Origin of the sequence: Streptomyces sp. NPDC056231 (assembly GCF_048270745.1) — a bacterium.
In the GTDB taxonomy this organism is placed as follows: domain Bacteria; phylum Actinomycetota; class Actinomycetes; order Streptomycetales; family Streptomycetaceae; genus Streptomyces.
In genome coordinates this window covers 1-17,713 of sequence record NZ_JBLVKW010000028.1, presented here as the reverse complement: position 1 = coordinate 17,713, position 17,713 = coordinate 1, and the positions used below count along the sequence as shown (strand labels likewise).

Genomic DNA, 17,713 nt, shown 5'->3' with positions numbered 1-17,713 from the left:
TGCCCGCCCCTTTTGCGGGCGGGTACGCGTTCGGCGGGCTGCCGGTGTACTACAGGCTGTTCATCTCGGCGCGGGAGTCGGTGCGGGGCCCGGTGGCGTCGGCGTCCTCCGGGTAGATCATCGCGGTTGGCGCGGTGGAGCGCTTGCGGATCCATCCGTAATAGAGCGCCGCCGTGAGCAGGAGACCGACGATCCAGGAGATGTCGGCGCCGCCAAGGGCTTTGGTCATCGGGCCGGTGTACAACGACTGGGCCAGGAACGGGATCTGGGCCACGATGCCGATGCCGTAGCTGGTCAGCGCGATGATGTTCCATCGGCCGTAGCGTGCGGAGGGGTCGTACAGGGCGGGGATGTCCACCTTTTCCTTGGACACCAGGTAGTAGTCGACCAGGTTGATGGCGCTCCAGGGGGTGAACACCATCAGCAGGGTCAGTACGAAGTTCTTGAAGTTGCTCAGGAAGTCGTGGCTGGCCAGGATCGCGATGAGCATCGAAGCGGCGATGAAACCGCCGATGTAAGCGCCGCGGGCGGCCTGGGAGATACGCCGGGCGTTAGTGAAGGCCGACACGGTGGTGAGCGCGGACATGAAGCCGCCGTAGGCGTTCAGGCAGTTGACGGTCAGTTTCCCGACGAGGACGACCAGGTAGATCAGGACGGCGATGAAGCCGCCACCGGCCAGCGTGCCGAGGAAGCCGACCTGGTTGTCGAGGAATCCGCCGCCCTGCGAGGCCGGTATCGAGGCGAGCAGCACACCGAGGGTCATCGACAGCTGCGAGCCGGCCACGCTTCCCCACAGGGTGCAGTGGAAGGTGGTGCGCTCGGGGGTGTCGCGTGGCAAGTAGCGGGAGTAGTCGGCGACGTAGGGGCCGTAGGTGAGCTGCCAGCCAGCGCCCAGGGAGATCGCCAGCAGGAACGTGGCGGCGCCGAACGAGGTGCTGTGGAAGGCCCCACCGAGGTCGTGGGTGGTGGCCAGACGGATGGCGAGGTAGGCGAAGCCGATCGTTCCCAGCACGGTCGCCGCACGTCCGAGTGCGTGGATGTAGCGGTAGCCCAGGATCGCCACGAGCGCGGTCAGGACGCCGAACACGACGATGCCGACTGCGGGTGTGCTGGTGTGCAGGATGTCGTCGACCGCCTGACCGGCCAGTACCGTTCCGGTGGCGGCGAAGCCGAGGTACATCACGATCACCAGGACCAGCGGCACGACCGCGCCCAGCACGCCGAACTGCGCCCGGCTGGAGATCATCTGCGGGAGCCCCAGGCGGGGGCCCTGGGCGGAGTGCAGCGCCATGACCACGCCGCCGACCAGGTTGCCGATCAGCAACCCGACAATGCCCCACAGCGCGTCGGCGCCGAACACGACCGCCAGCGAGCCATTGACCACGGCTGTGATCTGCATGTTCGCCCCGAACCAGAGCGTGAACTGACTCAGCGGCGTCCCGTGCCGCTCCGCCTCCGGTACCACGTCGATCGTGCGCCGCTCGAGAACTGCGGCGGGTCTTTCCGACTGTGCCATGCTCGCTCCTTGGGTGACGGTGCTCTCGAGACTGCCGGTCGTTCTTTGTTGTGCGGTTGTTCGTCCGGGATGGTTCAGCCGGAGGCCAGGGCCCGTGCCACCAGGTCGAGTCCCTTGGCGGTGGGGACGCTCATCCGCACGGTGCCGGGCACACCCAGCGAGCTGCCCGGGCGGACCGTGATGCCGTGCGCGGCCAGCCGGTCGATCAGCCGTTGCTCGTCGGGGGTCTGCACGAGCACGAAGTTGGCCTGGGAAGGGACGACCCGGTAGCCGGCCTTGCTGATCAAGTCGGTCAGGGCCGCCCGGTGGTCGCGGGTGTGCCGTCGCACCGCGTCCGTGTGGTCCGGGTCGCGGACCGCCGCGAGGGCTGCGGCTTGGGCGAGGGCACTGACGGAGAAGGGGGCGCGGATCTTGCGCAGCGTGGCCACGATCTCCTGGTTGCCGATCAGGTAGCCGACCCGCAGACCGGCCAGGCCGTGGACCTTGGAGAAGGTCCGCAGCACGACGGCCTGGCCTCTGCGGGCCAGTGGCAGGGCGGTGGTCGCGTCCGGGTCGTCGGTGAAATCGATATATGCCTCGTCGACGACGACAAGTCGGGCCCGGGCGGTCGCGACGAACCGCTCCAGTGCGCCGCGGCCAACCACGGTACCGGTGGGATTGTGCGGGTTCACGACGTAGGCGATGTCGGCCGGCATGGCCGCCATGGTGTCGAGGTCGTGGGTCCAGTCACGCAGCGGCACCTTGGTGAGCTGGGCGTCGACGACCTGGCTGCTGATCTCGTCCATGCGATAGGCCGGATCGGCGCACACAGCGTGCCCGCCCTGGGCCAGGTAGGCCCAGGCGAGCAGGAAGATAAGTTCGTCGGAGCCGTTGCCCAACAGGATCTGATCAGGATGCACGTCGTGCAGGCAGGCGAGCTCCTCGCGCAGGGCCAGTGCAAGAGGGTCGGGGTAGAGGTGGGCCTCCACGGCAGCGGCGGCGACGGCTTCGGCGACCGCGGGGCTGGCGCCGAGGGGGGACTCGTTGGACGCCATCGATCCGTCGGCGCTGGTCGCGTGCCGGCCGGGCCGGTACGGCTGGATCCGGTCCAGCCACGGTCGTGCCTCGATCATCGGACCGTACCTCCGAGCATGGAGGTCAGCCGTGCGGCCGACTCGCGCACCGCGCCCGCGACATCGTCAACCTGGCTGGAGGCGCCGTGCAGGTAGCTGACCCCGAGCGCTCCGCGGGGTCCGCCGGCATCGAACACGGGGGCGGCCACGCACTCGATGCCCAGCGCCACCTGCCCGTGGTCGGTGGAGTACCCGCGCTCGCGGACCCGGGCAAGCTCGCACGCCAGCGCGTCCGCCTCCGGCCCCCGCGACGAGTCCGCTGCACCCGCGAAGACGACGTGGTCGGCGACCGTAGCCACCTCCAGCCAGGCCAGGCAGCTCTTCCCGACCGCGGTCAGGTGGGACGGCAGCCGGGCCCCGACCGAACTGGCCAGCTGCACACCCAGGCCCGGCGGGTCCTGCTTGTACAGGTACACCGCGTCCGTGCCGTCCAGCACCGCGTAGTGCGCGGTCAGGTCGAGCGCCCGGCAAAGGCGTCCCAGCTCCGACGCGACCACACCGCTGAATCCGGCCACGCGCAGGTGGGCGGAACCGACCTCAAACGCCTTGAGGCCGATCGTGTAGGCCGCAGGCTCCTTCAGGTCCACGAAGCGCTCCTGCACCAGATCGCGCAGGATGCCGTGCGCGGTGCTCTTGGGGATGTCCAACGCCGCTGCCAGGTCTTTCAGCGGCACCGGCTTCTCCGTGTGGGCCAGCAACTCCAGGATCCGCATGGCGCGGACCACCGATGTATCGCTCACGTGCCCCCCTCTCGCCATTCGTATATACGAACGACGATCGCTTATTCGAATGCCCGGAGGCTAGGGTCCGCTCCTCTGACTGTCAATGGGCGATACTCGGTTCTTCTCGAACTGTCAGATGCCCGTGCCGGATGTTTGCGGTCCCGGGCAGCGTGAGCCGAGGCTGTCCTGGGTGACGCGCACGGAGCTCGTGGTCAGCTACGGTCGAGACCCGGAACTTTCAGAAGCTGCCCGCCCACCTGGCGCAGCGCTCTAGAGTCACGGCCTGTGGAGAGCCCAACTACCTGGATATGACGGCGCGGTAACGGGGAGCGAGGCCTACGGCTATGGCCCGTCGGCAGCGCCCTGACACTCGTCTTTGTCGGCGCGATTGTCATCGCAGGAAGCGTCTTCTGGACGCTCACACAAGTCCTGAGCGTCAGCAGGATCAAAACCGGGACCGTGCTGACAGCCAGCACCCTCTTCGACATGATCAAGCTGTCCTTCGGCGTCGTCGCTGGAGCTGGTGCTCTCGTCGCCCTTGTCGTCGCCTACCGCAAACAGCGTGTTGACGAAGACGGTTCCCTGCGTGAAGCCACCAGGCTCCACACCGGTGCCGGCGGCCACGACCGCGCGATCGCGGGCCAGCACCAGTACTTACACCGGCCCAGACCGAGGCGATCCTTGATGGGTGCGCGCGGTTCGACGCGGTCTCGGGACAGTGGTCGGGGTCGGTACGGGACCGGCTTCTGTTCGCGACGCAGAGCGAGACCGGGATGCGACTGGGCGAGTGCCTGTCGCTCAAACACTGCGAGTGGAACGTCGGCCAGGGTAGGACCCCGTTCGTCGAGGTCGTGCCCCGACAGGACCACCCGGCCGGGGTGCGGGTGAAGAACAGCCGGTTCCGCCGCATCTACATCAGCGACGACCTGGAGCGTCTGCACAGCAAGTACGTGTGGGAGCTGTGCGACGGCGACGCCCACCTGGAGAACTGGTGGGTGTTCGTCAACCTGCGCAGAGGTGAGTGGCTCGCGCCGCTCCGTCCGGAGACCGTCTATGACCTGGTCGACGACCTCAAGCGCTGACTGGGCAGAGCCGTCCCGTCTGCATGGACACCGCACTGGTGGCGCCACACCCATGCGACCGCACTGCTGCTGTCCGGGGCCCACGAGCACGTGGGGATGCGGCGAATGGGTCACGCCGACGTGCAGACCACGCTGAGCCTCTACGGCTGGGTCACCGAGGATGCCGAACTGAAGACCCTGGCGAACTGGAAGTCGTTCACCACCAACTGGCTTGGCCTGGAGGGGAAATCGTCGTGACCGATCACCACGTTCCGCCGAGTGTCGGCGGCACGACCGCCGTGGACCGGTTGGCCCAGAGCGCCGCGCTGCTGGAAGGCATTGACCCGGTGTTCGCCGGGTCGCTGTTTGACGACCGCGATCCGCGGCTGGCCGGGGTTTTCATGCGGGGATCGCGGCAGGTCCGGCTGGACATCACTGCCCTGCCGCTGGTGATGCGCCGCGAGGTCGGCTGGTGGCTGGCGACCTGCGCGCGCACCGGCGAACGGCAGGCCCATGCCAGCGAGTGGAATCGCTGGGCGGCCACCGCCACTGACGTTATCGCACGGCACCCGCACGTCGCCTCCTTCGCCGACCGGCCGCTGGAGCAGTGGATGACCGCCTGGGCCCGGAGATTCCACGCCGACCGTGGCCGGATGCCCGCCCCCGGGCATCGGCTCCGGGCCGAGCACTGCGCCTGCCGAAAACTCATCCGCGCTGGTGGGAGCCGGTGTGCGCGATGTAGGCGATGTCCACGGCGGTCGCTTGAGCCAGTGCCCTCGCGTGGTTGTCGATCACCACGGCATGATGATCGACCATGCTGCTTCGGCTGGCTTACCTGGGCATGGCGAACGCGTTCGCCAGGCTGCGCCTGCTACCGATGAGCGATCGAGAGAAGGACGCGGAGATCCTCGCCCTGCGCCATCAGATCACGGTCCTGGAACGCCAACTGGGCGAGAAGAGGGTGCGGTTCACCCTGAGCGATCGGGCGTTCCTGGCGGCGCCACTGCACCGACTTCCGAGGGATGTGCTCCGCAGAGTGCGGCTGCTGGTACGCCCGGATACGCTACTGCGCCGGCATCGCGACCTTCTCGCACGCCGCCACGGCGCCGCCTCCCGACCCAAGCGCCCAGGACGACCGCGGACCGTGCACTTCATCCGGGCCCTGGTATTGCGCCTGGCGAACGAGAACCCCAGCTGGGGCTACAGGAGGGTGCATGGCGAGCTGCTCGTGCTGGGGGTGAAGGTGGCCGCGTCCACCGTCTGGGAGATCTTGAAGGAAGCCGGGACCGATCCCGCGCCCCAGCGCTCCTCCGGCTGCACGTAAGCGGCCGGGTACGGCCACGCTGGGCGGTGTGAAGCTTCCCCGTACGGAGCGCCTGAGTGTCAGCGTTTGATGCGGCTGCGCATAGCGAGGACGGCCAGTGCGAGCAGGACAGGTTCCGTGAAGCGGCTGACCATCTCCGTGTAGGTGCCGCAGGTGGTGAGGTCCTGGCCGCTGGTGCGGAACACGACGGAGTTCAGTACCACTTGCATGGACTTGTCGAAGCGTTCCACGGTGAATCGGTCAGCGACGGGCAACGTCAGCCGCGGGTCCTTTTTGTCGACGACCAGCGTCACCTTCCCGCCGCCGGCGGGGACGGTACCCGTGGCGACCTGCTGGGGTGACGAGTCGGGGAGGCCGAGTCCCATCATGAGCACAATGGTGGCCGCCACGGCAGCGAACAGGCAGCCCAGGGCTCGGGACGCGCGCAAGCCGTAACCGGAGAGCAGCCAATACCCCCACAGCAGGGCCCGTTCGCCAGGAGGGGTGTCGATACGGTCGTGGCGGCGCATCTCCATCTCGCCGTAGTAGAAATCGGCGGCCCCGGGTTCGTTCTTGCCGTCCTCGAACGCCTTGCGCAGCTGCCGGTAGAGCGCAGCCACGTCCTCCGGATCGGGGGTGAGGTCTGGGTCGGGGTGGTCCGGACCGGTGCGCCAGTCCCGTGGGGAGGGCACTTGGCCCCTGGGCGAGGTGGGCTGGTTGGCTGTGTGGGCGCGCCAGTGGTGTTCCTCGGCCAGGGCCCGCCGGCGGCTCCACCGGTAGGGCCATATGTGGTTGCGGCGGTGGAGGCCCGTAGGGGTAGGGGCGAACGCGCAGCGACCTTCGAGGCGTAGCTGGTCGAGGTGGAAGGCACCGGAGAACAAGCAGTCGCTCAGGTCGGTGTCGGTCAACATGAGGTGCGCGGCGTCCACGCCGCGTACCGAGGTCACTTGCACCGCGGGCAGGTGGCCAGCCAGCAGGCTCTCCGACATTGCCATGGACGTACCGGTGAAATTGCTCACGCGGAAGGCAGTGGGATGGGCAGCCACCGCCACGGGGAACGACAGCACCGCGTGGCTCAGGTCCACGGTCGCGTAGCGCAGGCGCAGAGTCGCTGTTGACTCCCAGCGCGTCCTTTCGCAGCGAACCTCACGGCCAGCGACCTCTAGCGCTACCGGCTCTTTGAACACCACGCCGGACAGATCCATCACGCCCGCACACACCATCGCCTCTAGTCGAGGCGTGACCGCAAACTGCGCTCCACGGAAGTCGGCGTCGTCGGAGAAGTGCACCCCGACGAATCGGGCGGGCCCGGAGAACTGCACGTCGCCGAATCTGGCGGGGCCGGAGAACTGGGTATGGCCGAAGACTGCGGCGCTGGAGAACTGTGCCTGGAAGAACTCGGCGGCGCTGAACTGTGCCTGGAAGAAATGGGCGTCGCTCGTGAATTGAACGTCTCTGAAGCTGGCGGTGCTGGAGAACTGCGTCTCGGTGAAGTTGGCGGTGTCGGTGAACTGTGCCCCGTTGAAGTCGGCCTCGCCGGAGAAGTGTGCCTCCCCGAAGTAGGCCATCGAGAATTGCGCGTTGTCGAATATGGCCCTGCCGTTGAAGTGCGCCCCATGGAACCCGGTGCCATCCGCGAACTGAGTCTGCTCGAAGGTGGCGGTGCTGAAGAACTGCGCCCCGGTGAAGTGGGACATGCAAATGTGCGCATCGTTGAAGTCGGCCGTGCCGGTGAACTGGGCCCCGTCGAAGATGGACTCGCCGATGATCGTTACCGAGCCGAAACTCGCCCTGCCGGAGAAGTGCGCCCCATCGAACAGTGCCTCGCTGGTGAACTTCCACGCGGCGAAGCCGGCATCGCCGGAGAAATGCGCCCCGCTGAACAAGGCTTCTCCGACATGAATGCTTCTGGTGGTGGGGTCCGTGAGGGCCTCGCGGAGGGCGAGGACGAGGGCTGAGGTGAAAGGAGTGCCGCGGTGATCGACGTCCGCGCCGGGAAACAGACCGTCGAGATAAAAGGTGCGGTCGTCGTCGTCCAGGTGGGCCAGACATGCGGTGTGGCCGGGAACGTGGATGCCGGGGCAGCCGACGGGATCGGTGGCCGGGTCGGAGCCGTGGCCGCAATGAGGCCACCCCGGCGGGATGCGCATGGGGGCAGGTGGGGTGCTCATGACAGTGACTCCAGTGGCTTGTCGGCTCATAGCGGGCTGGGGGCATCAGGTCCTGACGTGGGGAGCCACTCTCTCAAGAACTGATCACGCCTCACACCGAATTGGCTGGCCTTGCGGGTGCCGACAAATCATCCGGCCAGGTCAGGAGCTTGAGCGTCACTGGCAGGCCTTCCCGCTCGATCCGCAGCCCGGTCTTGCGCCTGGCACGCGAGAACAGCTCCTGGGGTACCGGCGCATCCACGGTGAGCTCGCGGCGCTCGGCATCAAGATCGCCGCCTCCACCGTCTGGGAGATCCTCAAGGAGCACGGCATCCCGCCCGCCCCCGAACGCGAAGGCACGACCTGCGCCGACTTCCTGCGCAGCCAGGCCGACGCGCTCCTCGCCTGCGACTTCTTCGAGACCCGCACCCTGGCCGGGGCACGCCTGTACGTTTTCGCCGTCATCGAGCACACCACCCGCAGGATCCGGATCCTGGGCGCCACCGCACACCCCACCGCGGACTGGGTGGTACAGGTCGGACGCAATCTCGCCATGGATCTCCAGGACGCGGGCAGCCAGGCCAGGTTCTTGATCCGCGACCGGGACTCGAAGTTCACACAGGCCTTCGACGCCGTGCTCGCCGACGCCGGGCTGGAGGTCGTCACCAACGGTGTCCGGATGCCCCGAATGAACTCCATCATGGAGCGCTGGATACAGACCTGCCGCAGGGAGCTGCTGGACCGCACCTTGATCTGGAACCAAAGCCACCTCCTGCACGTACTCCAAGAGTTCGAATCGTTCGACAACGGGCATCGGCCGCACCGGGCCCCCGGCCAAGCCGCCCCGCTCCGCCCGCTACCTGAACCGATCACCGAACCAGGACAGATCGCACATCTGGAGGTCCACCGACGAGACCGGCTCGGCGGAAACCTGCATGAGTACCAACATGCCGCCTGAGCAGGTCGGATGATTAATCGGCACCCGCAGTCCTGCTGGGCCCGGTGCCGGCCGCGCACGCCGCGGTGGCACCCGTGCTGTACGGAGCGGGCAGTGACGGCACGCCGGCCTCCGGCCTGGTCTCGGTGTACGCCTCGTCCGACAGCGCCATCACCTCCATCACGGCACACCTGTACGCGCCGGACTCCGCCGCCGGCGCCCCGGAGGTCGCCGAGGTCAGCGACTTCACCCGCGCCTCGGGCACCGATCAGCAGGGCTCCGAAGCCCGGCTAGTGTCCTGCGCCGGTAGTTGATCGTTAGCCTCGATATTTCGTGACGGTCCGTCGGATACTCCGGCGGGCCGTTTCGGCTGCTCAAGGTGAGGGTGGGCATGCTGGTTGCCCGGCTTTCGCGTCGAGCTTGTCCGGCCGGTCATGTTCGGGCCCGGCTGGTGAGGACTGCAGCAGTCCCCCGTCCGCTGCTGGGGCATTCGATGCCCCTGGGGTAGTGCACGGAGCGAGCGTCCGGTTGTTACAGTCCGCAAATGACTCAACGTGTTCCCGCCACAGGTGGCGAAAAGGAAAGTTTGCGCATCAGTCTTGATCGGCACCGCGATGTCGTGCTGTGGAAACTGCAGGGTCTAGACGAGGACCAGGTACGACGGCAGATGACGCCGTCCGGGACCTCCCTGCTGGGGCTCGTGAAGCACTTGGCAGCCACTGAGTACGGCTGGTTCAGCGAGACCTTCGGGCGTGAGACGGAGCCTCTTCCGTTCGACGATGACGACCCGGAAGCCGATCTGCGCCCGACATCCTCGGAAACGGCTGCGGACATCGTTGCGTTCTACGGTCGGGCCCGTGCCGCGTCCGACAAGGTGATCGACGAGCTGGAGATCGACAGCCTGGGTACCGCATGGCACGGCGAATCGGTGTCCCTGCGCTGGACACTCATTCACATGATCGAGGAAACCGCGCGCCACGTCGGGCACATGGACATCGTGCGGGAACTTGTGGACGGGCGAACGGGCGACCACCCACAGGGCTGATCGTCTGGAACCCGGCCTGGGAAACCTCGTGGAGTTGCTCCGGGGACGGTGTGACTACCGCGTATCCAGGCAGTTGATATGGGCGTGGGCGGGGTGATCTGAGTGATGCCGAGTGGGAACGGCTGCGGCCGTTCCTGCCGGTCAGTAACAGGCGTTGTGGGCGGTGGCGGGACCATCGACAGGTGATCGACGGGATTTTGCACCGCGTGCGGACCGGCGTGCAGTGGCGTGACCTGCCCGAACGGCTCGGGCCGCGGAAGACGATCTACGAACGGCACCGGCTGTAGTCGGCCGACGGAACCTGGGAGTACCTGCTCCAGCAGGGGCGTTGTCAGGTTGAGTGGTGGCCTTCTCAGGCGGCATGATCATCCGTCTATCCCGCGCGCGGTCAGCTCCGGGCACGACCAGCGCGACAGGGGCGTACCGGTCTTGGCCGGCAACTGGCAGGCCAGCGCCTTGGCCTCGGCGACCTGCACGGGGGTGAAGCCGGCGGGACGCCCGGTGCGCTTGCGGTCGGCCAGGGCCGGCAGCCCGCCGTGGGCGAACCGGTCGCGCCAGGCGCGGACCGTGTCCAGGTGCAGGCCCGTCTCGCGGGCGATGCGCGCGTTGGAGCGCCCCGTGCTGCGTGCAGGACGATCCTCACAGGTCACCCTCTCCCTCTTCCACGACTTCGAGAACTTCAGCGTCCCCAAGCCATCGACGCGCAGGGCGCCACCCTCACCACCACCCTCGACCAGGTCGTCGCCTGGTCGAACGCGCTCGCCCCGCTGCGCGCGGCCTGACCACGGACCCGTCGGGGCACCAACCAATACTCGAGACCAGCAAGGAGTTCTCATGGTTGAGCACAAGCCCGCCGCGTCCGCGCCCGGTCGCCGCGCGGTGATCGGCACGCTCGCCGCCCTCGGCTCCGCCGCGACACTCGCGGCGATGGCCACTCCGGCGATGGCGCAGGGCGAGGGAGCGCCCAAGGAGCAAACGGGCGGGTTCCGTCCCTCGTCGCCGCGGCGGCTGATGGCGGCGTTCTACTCCACGTACAACGGTGATCTGGCCGGTGGCTTCGCGCGGTACATCTAGGACCTGATCCTGCACGGGTTCGACGGGCCCAACACGCGTGACGCGTGGATGGCGGGCGACCTCGAACTTCAGTCGTCACTGTCCGGTTTCCAGATGGACGTCTACGACCAGATCGCCCAGGGCGACAAAGTCGTCTCCCGCTGGCGCCTCGGGGGCGTCCACACGGGGACGATCCTCGGCATCCCGCCGTCCGGCCTGGAGGTCCACCTCACCGGCATCTCCATCGACCGTGTCGAGGGCCTGCAGTCCGTGGAGCACTGGTCGGAGGGAAACTTCGGCCGGTTCCTGGACACGATCAGCGGTAAGACCTCCTGACAGAACTTCGAGCGATCGCGCATTTCCCGCAGCACTCGCCGATTCCGTAACGCGCAGGAGAGCCGCAGCCCTCACCGGAGCAGCGGCATTCGACGCCCTGGACGACGCGGTGGGCGCCTGGCTCGCCCGGTACACCGCGGACCCGGTCGACGAACCGGGCGACCGGCTGATCGGCCTGGCCGTCGACGGCAAGACCGTGCGGGATTCTCGCACCGACATCGGCGCCGTGCACCTGCTCGCCGCCGCGCTCCACGCCTGCCAGACCGTGATCGCCCAGCGCCAAATCGCCGCGAAGAGCAACGAAATACCCGCCTTCGCCCCGCTGCTGGACCGGATCGACCTACGCGGCGTGGTCGTCACCGCCGACGCGATGCACACCCAGCGCGCCCACGCCGAGCATGTCGTCACCGCCGGCGGCTACTACCTCCTGGTGGTCAAGGGGAACCAGAAGAAGCTGCACAAGCAGTGTTGCGGCGCCTGCCCTGGCAGCAGATCCCGCTGCAGCACCGCACCATCAAGGCCGGGCACGGTCGCCGTGAGATCCGCCGTCTGAAGGTCTGTACTGTCCGTCCCGGTCGACTCTTCCCGCACGCCGTCCAGGCCCTGGAGATCAAGCGCCGCCGCATCCACCGCAAAACTGGCAAAGCCGAGACGAAGACCGTCTACGTGAGCCTGCCGCCCGAACAGGCCGACCCGGCACAACTCGCCGAACTCATCAAGAATCACTGGTTAGTTGAGGGACTTGACGGCCGCCTCGGCGACGGCCGGTGCGGGCTGCTCCTTGCGGCGGGTGAACGACGGCAGCGCGGGCGGGGTGAGGAAGCCTTCGGCGCGGGCGCTGGCGATGCCGATGCGCGGGATGTCCGCGCTCTTGGCGAAGAGCAGGAAGCGGGGCTCCCAGTAGGGCCGGTACTTGGCGTTGGCCCGGTACAGGGACTCGATCTGCCACCAGCGGGAGAAGAAGGTGAGCACCGAGCGCCACAGCCGCAGCACCGGCCCGGCCCCCAGCCGCGCCCCGCGCTCGAAGACCGACCGGAACATGGCGAAGTTGAGCGAGACCCGCTGTACGCCGATCTCCGCACCACGCAGCAGCAGTTCGACGACCATGAACTCCATCAGGCCGTTCTCGGAGTCGCGGTCTCGGCGCATCAGGTCCAGGGACAGCCCGTGCTCGCCCCACGGGACGAAGCTCAGCAGCGCGCGCGGCCGGCCGTCGGCGTCGCGGCACTCCAGCATCACGCAGCGGGCGTCGGCGGGATCGCCGAGCCGCCCGAGCGCCATGGAGAAGCCGCGCTCGGTGGCGCCGTCGCGCCAGGCGTCGGCCAGCTCGACGAGCCGGGCCATCTCGTCGTCGGGGATGTCCTCGTGCCGGCGGATGCACACGGTGTAGCCGGCCCGGCGGACCCGGTTGTGGGCCTGCCGTACGACGCGCATGGCGCGCCCTTCGAGGCTGAAGTCGGCGACGTCGACGATGGCCTCGTCGCCCAGTTCGAGGGCGTCCAGACCGTGCCGGGCGTAGATGGTGCCAGCCTCCTCGCTCGCACCCATGACGGCGGGTGTCCAGGCGTGCCGGCGGGCCTCGGCCAGCCAGGCGTCGATGGCGCCGGGCCAGGCTTCGGGGTCGCCGATGGGGTCGCCGGAGGCGAGGCTGACGCCGCCGACGACGCGGTAGGTGACGGCGGCCTTGCCGGTGGGGGAGAAGATCGCGGCCTTGTCGCGGCGCAGCGCGAAGTAGCCCAGGGAGTCCCGCTCGCCGTGCCTGTCGAGCAGCTCCCGCAGCTGCTTCTCGTCCTCCTCGGTGAGCAGGGCACGGCCGCGGGGGGAACGGAAGCAGGCGTAGAGGACGAGCAGGAAGGTGGCCGCCATCAGGACGTTGATGACGATGTCGACCCAGCGGGGCGCGTGCACGTCGGGGACGCGGTCGGCGAGCGGGCCAACGCTGATGCCGCGCAGCAGGGCGTAAAAGAGCTTCTCGGCGAGGGAGGCGCCGCCGTGCGCCTTGTTCGTGATGTCGACCAGCCAGGTGCCGATGGAGCCGGTGACGAGGATGCCGCCGGCGCCGACGGCGAGCGCGAGTCTGGGGTTGGAGCGGTCGCCGACGGCGTGGAACTCGCGCCGGCCGATCAGCAGCGCGGTCACGAACAGGCCGGTGAGCGCGGCGGACACCCAGTTGAAGACGTGGTCCTGGTACCGGTCCTGGGTCAGCGCGAGGACGTAGAGCGCGAACAGGGGTCCGGCGAGCAGCAGGTTGAACACCCAGGCCGCCCGCTTCCGGCGTCGCATCACCATGGCCAGGAACAGTGCGAGCGCCGCCGAGACCAGGCCGGCGGTGGCCAGGTACGGCGTGAAGAACCCGCCTCCATTGTGCTCGTGGACCTCCTCGCGGAACGGCAGCGAGACCACGGCGACGATGTTGAGCAAAGCGAGCAGCCGCAGGTACCAGACGGTGGCCGAGGCGGCGCGGGGCCGCAGCCGGGGGCCGGGGGAGGAGGGCGTGGCGTCGCGGGAACCGGGCTGCGGGCGGACGAGGGCCGACTTCTGTATGGGCATGGGTGACACGTCACCTCGAGAGGACCGGTGCAAATGGAGTGGACAGCGAGCGGACAGCCGAGAGTGGAGTGCTCGCCGCGCCCCCTTGTCGCTGACCCTACGCCTTGTAGGGTAACGGGGTCTGGCGAGCCGAGCCGGCCGCCCACCACTGTTGCGGGGAAAGGTAAGGAACGGGTGCGCGGGCCCTTACTCGCCGGAGGTGGGCGTGGGATCGGTGCCGCCGCCGGCGGAGTCGCAGCCGCCCCCGAGGGCCGCCGCCCGTCTGCGGGACGCCGTCAGCAGCCACGCCAGGTTGCCGATCGCGGCGCCCGCCGCCACCGTGGCGGCGATCACTCCCGCAGTGGCGAAACCGTTGAACAGATGGGGGCGCGGGTTGAGGATGTGCAGTCCGAAACCGCACAGCTGGTAGACCCCGACGGCCGCGGTCGTCAGGCTCATGACGACCAGCGCGACGGTCGGCCCGAGCCCGCCCTCGACCTCCTCGCCGGGCGACGCGACCGGCCCCGGATAATGCGCTTCCTGCATGGGATCCCCTGTGGACGGCGAGCCGGATCCTACAGTACGTAGTGCTGGATCCGCGGGCGAAACCGGCTGTCGTTGCGGCGAGGCGACGTGCCGCGGGCCCGATCACCATCACGCTGCCCCGTTTCCCTGTTCCCGCGGTCACCGAGCGTGGTCTGCGGCAGCTGCTGCCAGCCGCCGAACCGGTGACCTCGCCCTGGCCGACGCGAGTGGCATCGGGATGCCGGTGAGCTTGCTGTGGCTCAGCATCAAGCTCGCCCGGTCCGCTGCGCAGAACTGACCGACAGCGGCCCCTGGGAGGCAGACGGTGAACGGGGTCCGCGGGAAGAAGCCCGCCTGGCGGTCCGCCGGGCGGGCGACGGGCACGGCCAGTATCCGGGTGAGCCGGGCGGCCGCCCGGCCGCATAACTCCTTGACCACCCCCGAGACCTGGCTGGTCAGACGCGTGGTGCGGCGCTGAAGGCGCTCGATCAGCCCAGGGACCTGCTCGCGGAAGGTCTGCCGCCGGCAGCCCAGGACCGGGCAGACCAGACGTCGTACCCGGACGTTGACCACGACCCGGCGGCCATCGACTGGCACATCCGCAACCGTCCGGACGTGGTATCCGTGCACCTTCCCCGTCGGCACCCCGCACATCGGGCAGGGAAAAGGAACATCCCTGGTCCGGGCCAAGACCCGGATCACCTCGCCGTCGTCCGCCACATCATCGATGACCAGTGCCGATAGCCCTGAAAACACCGTTGCCACAAGGGAGTTGGCATCTCGCATACAACGTCAACGACGCCAGTTACCTGCCGTCACCACCGACTACGGAACAGAGTCATGAATCAGGTGTGGACTCTCCACGAAGGAGTCACCTGATGAGTACGCGTGCTGGTCACCTGATCGAGTCCGCTGGGGACGTGTCGCTTGCCGGGGCCGGCGGGCGCCGCCAGCAGCAACTGGACCAGCTTGCCAACCAGGCCGCGCTCACTGGCCAACTGTCGGTCTGGCCCGGGACGCTGCCGCCCATGCCGGCGAATCACGGCGGCTTCCCCGTCCGGCGTGACGTGAGGGCCGGACCTCCGGCCCGGCCCTCACGTTCGCTGATCGGTCAGGGCGTGAGGTCCAGGACACGGACCGGCTCTCCGTCCCACCGGTTCGGCGCGGTGGTCGCGACGATCGCCCCGTCGGGACGGTCCGCGGTGGGCTGTGCGGCGTAGTGAGTGTGTGCTGCGGCCCATGTCACCTGCTGCGCGATCGCGAGAGCGGCCGGCAGGTCCAGGTCCAGGACAGAAATGCCGGGCAGAGAAGCCAAGTGTTCCGCCGTGCCGGGGCGTGCGCGGTCGGCTTCGACGAGCGCGCACGCCGGGGCGTAGAGGAACCAGCCGGGTTCGGCATGGGCCCGGTGGATGAGGCGGGATGCGAGGACGTTGCCCTGGCCGGCCGCGGCCATCGCGGTGTCGTCCAGAACGATGTGCATGGCGTCGCTCACCGGGCCGTCACTCGGGCCAGGCGCCGGTCCAGCTCACTGTCCAGGTCGTCCTGCTCAGCCGGGGTGGGGGCGTAGCCGTTCCACTCCTTCAGCGCGGCCCTGGCCTTCTCGGCACGCTCGGCACGCTCGGTCGGGGTCAGCATGGTCTCGGCCAGGCGTGCCAGGTAAGCGCGCAGCGACAGGCCCTCGGCGGCCGCGATCGCGGCTAGCCGGTCCTTGGCTTCCTTGGGGATACGGACATTGGCATCGGACATCGTCGTACTCCTTCCCATGCCCCCAAGGGTACGGGTACGGGTACGTACCCGAACCGATGCGTCGGATGCGCGGCGGGCGTCAATCTGCCGAAACCATTGCCGGCGCCCGGTTCCTGGGTTCAGCGGTCTGGGGGCGGGGTCGGTCCATTGAGGTGGTGCCGGTGGTGACCGATGGGATGGGGTGTGAGGTGCGGCCGGTGGGATGGGGTGCGTTCGATGACGAGGAGGGCGGCGTCGTCGGCGAGGTGGCCGCGGACGTGGGCGAGCAGATCGCGGTGGATGTGGTGCAGCAGGGTGTCGGGGTTGGTGGCGGGGAAGGAGGCGACTCGTTCGGCGAGCGGGTAGAACGCTCGGGACGGCGAGCGGGCTTCGATGACACCGTCGGTGTAGAGGACGAGCATGTCACCGCCTTTGAAGGTGAACGGGTCGATGCGGTTGTCCTCGATCGGTCGTTCGCACACGCCCAGCGGAGGCAGGGGCTGTCGGGCGTGCAGGACCGTGACCCGCTGATCGTGCACCAGCAGAGGCGGGGGATGTCCGCAGTTGATCATCTCGGCGGCCGGCAGGCCGTCGTCGGGGATCTCCAGGACGAGGCAGGTGATGAAGTGCTCGCCGGGGTCGTGCTCGGTGTCCGTCACGTCCTCCAGGTTCCGGGAGACGCTGTCTTCGAGTGCTGTGACCAACCCGGGGAGAGTGGCATACCGGTGAGCGCCCTCACGGAATGCCCCCAGCACCAGCGAGGCCTCACCGATGGCGGCCAGCCCATGGCCCCGGACATCGCCGATGACCACCCGCGTCGCGGCATGCGCGGCGCGGGCGAACGCAAACAGATCACCCCCGATCTCGGCCTCGTCCTCCGCCGACATATACAGCCATGCCACCCGCAACGGCCCGATCCGGCGTGGTGGAGGCCGCAGCAGAACCCGCTGAGCCGCCTCCGCCACAGAGCGTGCCCGGCTCAGCGCCCGGTCGCGCCGCTCCCGCACAAACCGTATGCAAAACACCAGGGCGGAGAGCACGGTCAGCGCGGTGATCTGCGCCAAGTGGTTGGTCGTGGCCAGTTCGCCGAGGAAGACAGCGATGAACACCTGGGCCGCCACTGCCAGGACCCCGGCGAGAGCAGTGAGCCGTGGCCCGGCGAGGGAGGCGGTCAGAGCGGGCGCGATGACGAGCAGTGGGCCCAGATGGACATCGCGCCCGGTGTAGATATCCAGCGCGGCGATCGTCACAATCAGCACAAACGGGACCGCCACCAGCCCACCACCGGCTGGATGCTCCCGGAAGTGATCCCACACACGTCGCACACCCATATACCCCTTATGCTCCATCGGTAGCGCACCCCCAGCCAGCCGACGAGCACGAGGCGGGTCTTACCCACCGCGCCGCCGACCGGCTGTGCACGCGGCCACTGACGTGGCCCGTGGCCAGCAGCCTGCCCGAGAAGTAAGCCGGACGACCACGAGTTCAACGGCCGGGTCCTGCGCCTTGCCGAGGACCTGGCCCTCCTCAGAGGGCGGTACGTGAGCTGATGTCTGTTTCGGCGATTCAGGCGGACTGGTCGCGGCTCGCTGGGTGGCTATGGCCGCGGCTGGGTGAACAAGCCCTGCTCGGTTTCGGTCAGGATTCCGCGCTTGGCCAGCCTCTTGAGTTTCAGGCGGACGTTGTTGATGTTGTTGGG

19 protein-coding genes and 4 pseudogenes are annotated in these 17,713 nt (G+C 68.5%); 10 read left to right on the top strand and 13 right to left on the bottom strand.

The features are described 5' to 3' along the window. Positions 1-49: 49 nt before the first annotated feature. The 4 genes from ACNPQM_RS21815 to ACNPQM_RS21800 all read right to left on the bottom strand — a co-directional run bounded on the left by ACNPQM_RS21815 (position 50) and on the right by ACNPQM_RS21800 (position 3,998). Entirely contained in the window at positions 50-1,516 is a 1,467-nt protein-coding gene (locus ACNPQM_RS21815; protein WP_418085378.1) for a purine-cytosine permease family protein, read from the bottom strand. Between the two features lie 74 nt (positions 1,517-1,590). Next, positions 1,591-2,628: a histidinol-phosphate transaminase gene (hisC, locus tag ACNPQM_RS21810; protein ID WP_418085377.1), complete on the bottom strand. Its 1,038-nt coding sequence runs from the start codon at positions 2,626-2,628 to the stop codon at positions 1,591-1,593. Next, the gene (locus tag ACNPQM_RS21805) at positions 2,625-3,368 is read right to left on the bottom strand and encodes an IclR family transcriptional regulator (protein WP_418085376.1); all 744 of its coding nucleotides are present in this window, start codon (positions 3,366-3,368) and stop codon (positions 2,625-2,627) included. The genes hisC and ACNPQM_RS21805 overlap by 4 nt, the downstream gene beginning before the upstream one ends. 324 nt (positions 3,369-3,692) lie before the next feature. After that, complete coding sequence (locus tag ACNPQM_RS21800) at positions 3,693-3,998, bottom strand: hypothetical protein (RefSeq protein ID WP_418085375.1); 306 nt, start codon at positions 3,996-3,998, stop codon at positions 3,693-3,695. A 125-nt stretch (positions 3,999-4,123) separates the two neighbouring features. On the opposite strand from ACNPQM_RS21800, the gene ACNPQM_RS21795 reads away from it, so the two are divergent. Together ACNPQM_RS21795 and ACNPQM_RS21790 are read left to right on the top strand one after the other, a co-directional pair. Further along, the gene (locus ACNPQM_RS21795) at positions 4,124-4,432 is read left to right on the top strand and encodes a hypothetical protein (protein ID WP_418085374.1); all 309 of its coding nucleotides are present in this window, start codon (positions 4,124-4,126) and stop codon (positions 4,430-4,432) included. After that, positions 4,433-4,669, top strand: a complete 237-nt coding sequence (locus tag ACNPQM_RS21790; protein ID WP_418085434.1) for a tyrosine-type recombinase/integrase — start codon at positions 4,433-4,435, stop codon at positions 4,667-4,669. Here ACNPQM_RS21790 and ACNPQM_RS21785 read toward each other — a convergent pair. Continuing rightward, positions 4,573-4,926: a hypothetical protein gene (locus ACNPQM_RS21785; protein ID WP_418085373.1), complete on the bottom strand. Its 354-nt coding sequence runs from the start codon at positions 4,924-4,926 to the stop codon at positions 4,573-4,575. The two genes, ACNPQM_RS21790 and ACNPQM_RS21785, sit on opposite strands and share 97 nt — an antisense overlap. A 299-nt stretch (positions 4,927-5,225) precedes the next feature. Between ACNPQM_RS21785 and ACNPQM_RS21780 the strand changes: the two are divergent. Then, positions 5,226-5,723: pseudogene (locus ACNPQM_RS21780) on the top strand (integrase); the annotation flags it as partial. Positions 5,724-5,794: 71 nt separating this feature from the next. Here the strand turns inward: ACNPQM_RS21780 and ACNPQM_RS21775 are convergent. Beyond that, positions 5,795-7,885: a pentapeptide repeat-containing protein gene (locus ACNPQM_RS21775; protein ID WP_418085372.1), complete on the bottom strand. Its 2,091-nt coding sequence runs from the start codon at positions 7,883-7,885 to the stop codon at positions 5,795-5,797. A gap of 161 nt (positions 7,886-8,046) precedes the next feature. Here ACNPQM_RS21775 and ACNPQM_RS21770 point away from each other — a divergent pair. From ACNPQM_RS21770 to ACNPQM_RS21755, 4 genes and pseudogenes are all read left to right on the top strand, one after another. Further along, positions 8,047-8,822 (top strand): annotated as a pseudogene (locus tag ACNPQM_RS21770) (integrase); the annotation flags it as partial. A gap of 44 nt (positions 8,823-8,866) precedes the next feature. Continuing rightward, a complete protein-coding gene (locus ACNPQM_RS21765; RefSeq protein ID WP_418085371.1) occupies positions 8,867-9,115 on the top strand; it encodes a hypothetical protein in 249 nt (82 codons plus the stop codon). A gap of 230 nt (positions 9,116-9,345) precedes the next feature. Next, positions 9,346-9,846 (top strand): DinB family protein, encoded by a 501-nt coding sequence (locus tag ACNPQM_RS21760; protein ID WP_418085370.1) that lies wholly within the window; start codon positions 9,346-9,348, stop codon positions 9,844-9,846. Between the two features lie 98 nt (positions 9,847-9,944). Further along, a pseudogene (locus ACNPQM_RS21755) lies at positions 9,945-10,130 on the top strand (transposase); the annotation flags it as partial. A gap of 81 nt (positions 10,131-10,211) precedes the next feature. Here the strand turns inward: ACNPQM_RS21755 and ACNPQM_RS21750 are convergent. After that, a complete protein-coding gene (locus ACNPQM_RS21750) occupies positions 10,212-10,496 on the bottom strand; it encodes a helix-turn-helix domain-containing protein (protein WP_418085369.1) in 285 nt (94 codons plus the stop codon). A 184-nt stretch (positions 10,497-10,680) separates the two neighbouring features. On the opposite strand from ACNPQM_RS21750, the gene ACNPQM_RS21745 reads away from it, so the two are divergent. From ACNPQM_RS21745 to ACNPQM_RS21735, 3 genes are all read left to right on the top strand, one after another. Then, a complete protein-coding gene (locus ACNPQM_RS21745) occupies positions 10,681-10,920 on the top strand; it encodes a hypothetical protein (RefSeq protein WP_418085368.1) in 240 nt (79 codons plus the stop codon). 48 nt (positions 10,921-10,968) lie between these two features. Beyond that, complete coding sequence (locus tag ACNPQM_RS21740; protein ID WP_418085367.1) at positions 10,969-11,235, top strand: ester cyclase; 267 nt, start codon at positions 10,969-10,971, stop codon at positions 11,233-11,235. A gap of 109 nt (positions 11,236-11,344) precedes the next feature. After that, complete coding sequence (locus tag ACNPQM_RS21735) at positions 11,345-11,788, top strand: ISAs1 family transposase (protein WP_418085366.1); 444 nt, start codon at positions 11,345-11,347, stop codon at positions 11,786-11,788. Positions 11,789-11,964: 176 nt separating this feature from the next. Here the strand turns inward: ACNPQM_RS21735 and ACNPQM_RS21730 are convergent, their stop codons facing one another. From ACNPQM_RS21730 to ACNPQM_RS21705, 6 genes and pseudogenes are all read right to left on the bottom strand, one after another. Further along, positions 11,965-13,785: a phosphatidylglycerol lysyltransferase domain-containing protein gene (locus ACNPQM_RS21730; RefSeq protein WP_418085365.1), complete on the bottom strand. Its 1,821-nt coding sequence runs from the start codon at positions 13,783-13,785 to the stop codon at positions 11,965-11,967. Positions 13,786-13,971: 186 nt separating this feature from the next. Next, entirely contained in the window at positions 13,972-14,310 is a 339-nt protein-coding gene (locus tag ACNPQM_RS21725; protein WP_418085364.1) for a hypothetical protein, read from the bottom strand. Between the two features lie 351 nt (positions 14,311-14,661). Beyond that, positions 14,662-15,045: pseudogene (locus ACNPQM_RS21720) on the bottom strand (transposase family protein); the annotation flags it as partial. Positions 15,046-15,400: 355 nt separating this feature from the next. Continuing rightward, a complete protein-coding gene (locus ACNPQM_RS21715) occupies positions 15,401-15,769 on the bottom strand; it encodes a hypothetical protein (protein WP_418085363.1) in 369 nt (122 codons plus the stop codon). A gap of 8 nt (positions 15,770-15,777) precedes the next feature. Continuing rightward, a complete protein-coding gene (locus ACNPQM_RS21710; RefSeq protein WP_418085362.1) occupies positions 15,778-16,035 on the bottom strand; it encodes a hypothetical protein in 258 nt (85 codons plus the stop codon). 119 nt (positions 16,036-16,154) lie between these two features. Next, the gene (locus tag ACNPQM_RS21705) at positions 16,155-17,288 is read right to left on the bottom strand and encodes a PP2C family protein-serine/threonine phosphatase (protein ID WP_418085361.1); all 1,134 of its coding nucleotides are present in this window, start codon (positions 17,286-17,288) and stop codon (positions 16,155-16,157) included. Positions 17,289-17,713: the final 425 nt, after the last annotated feature.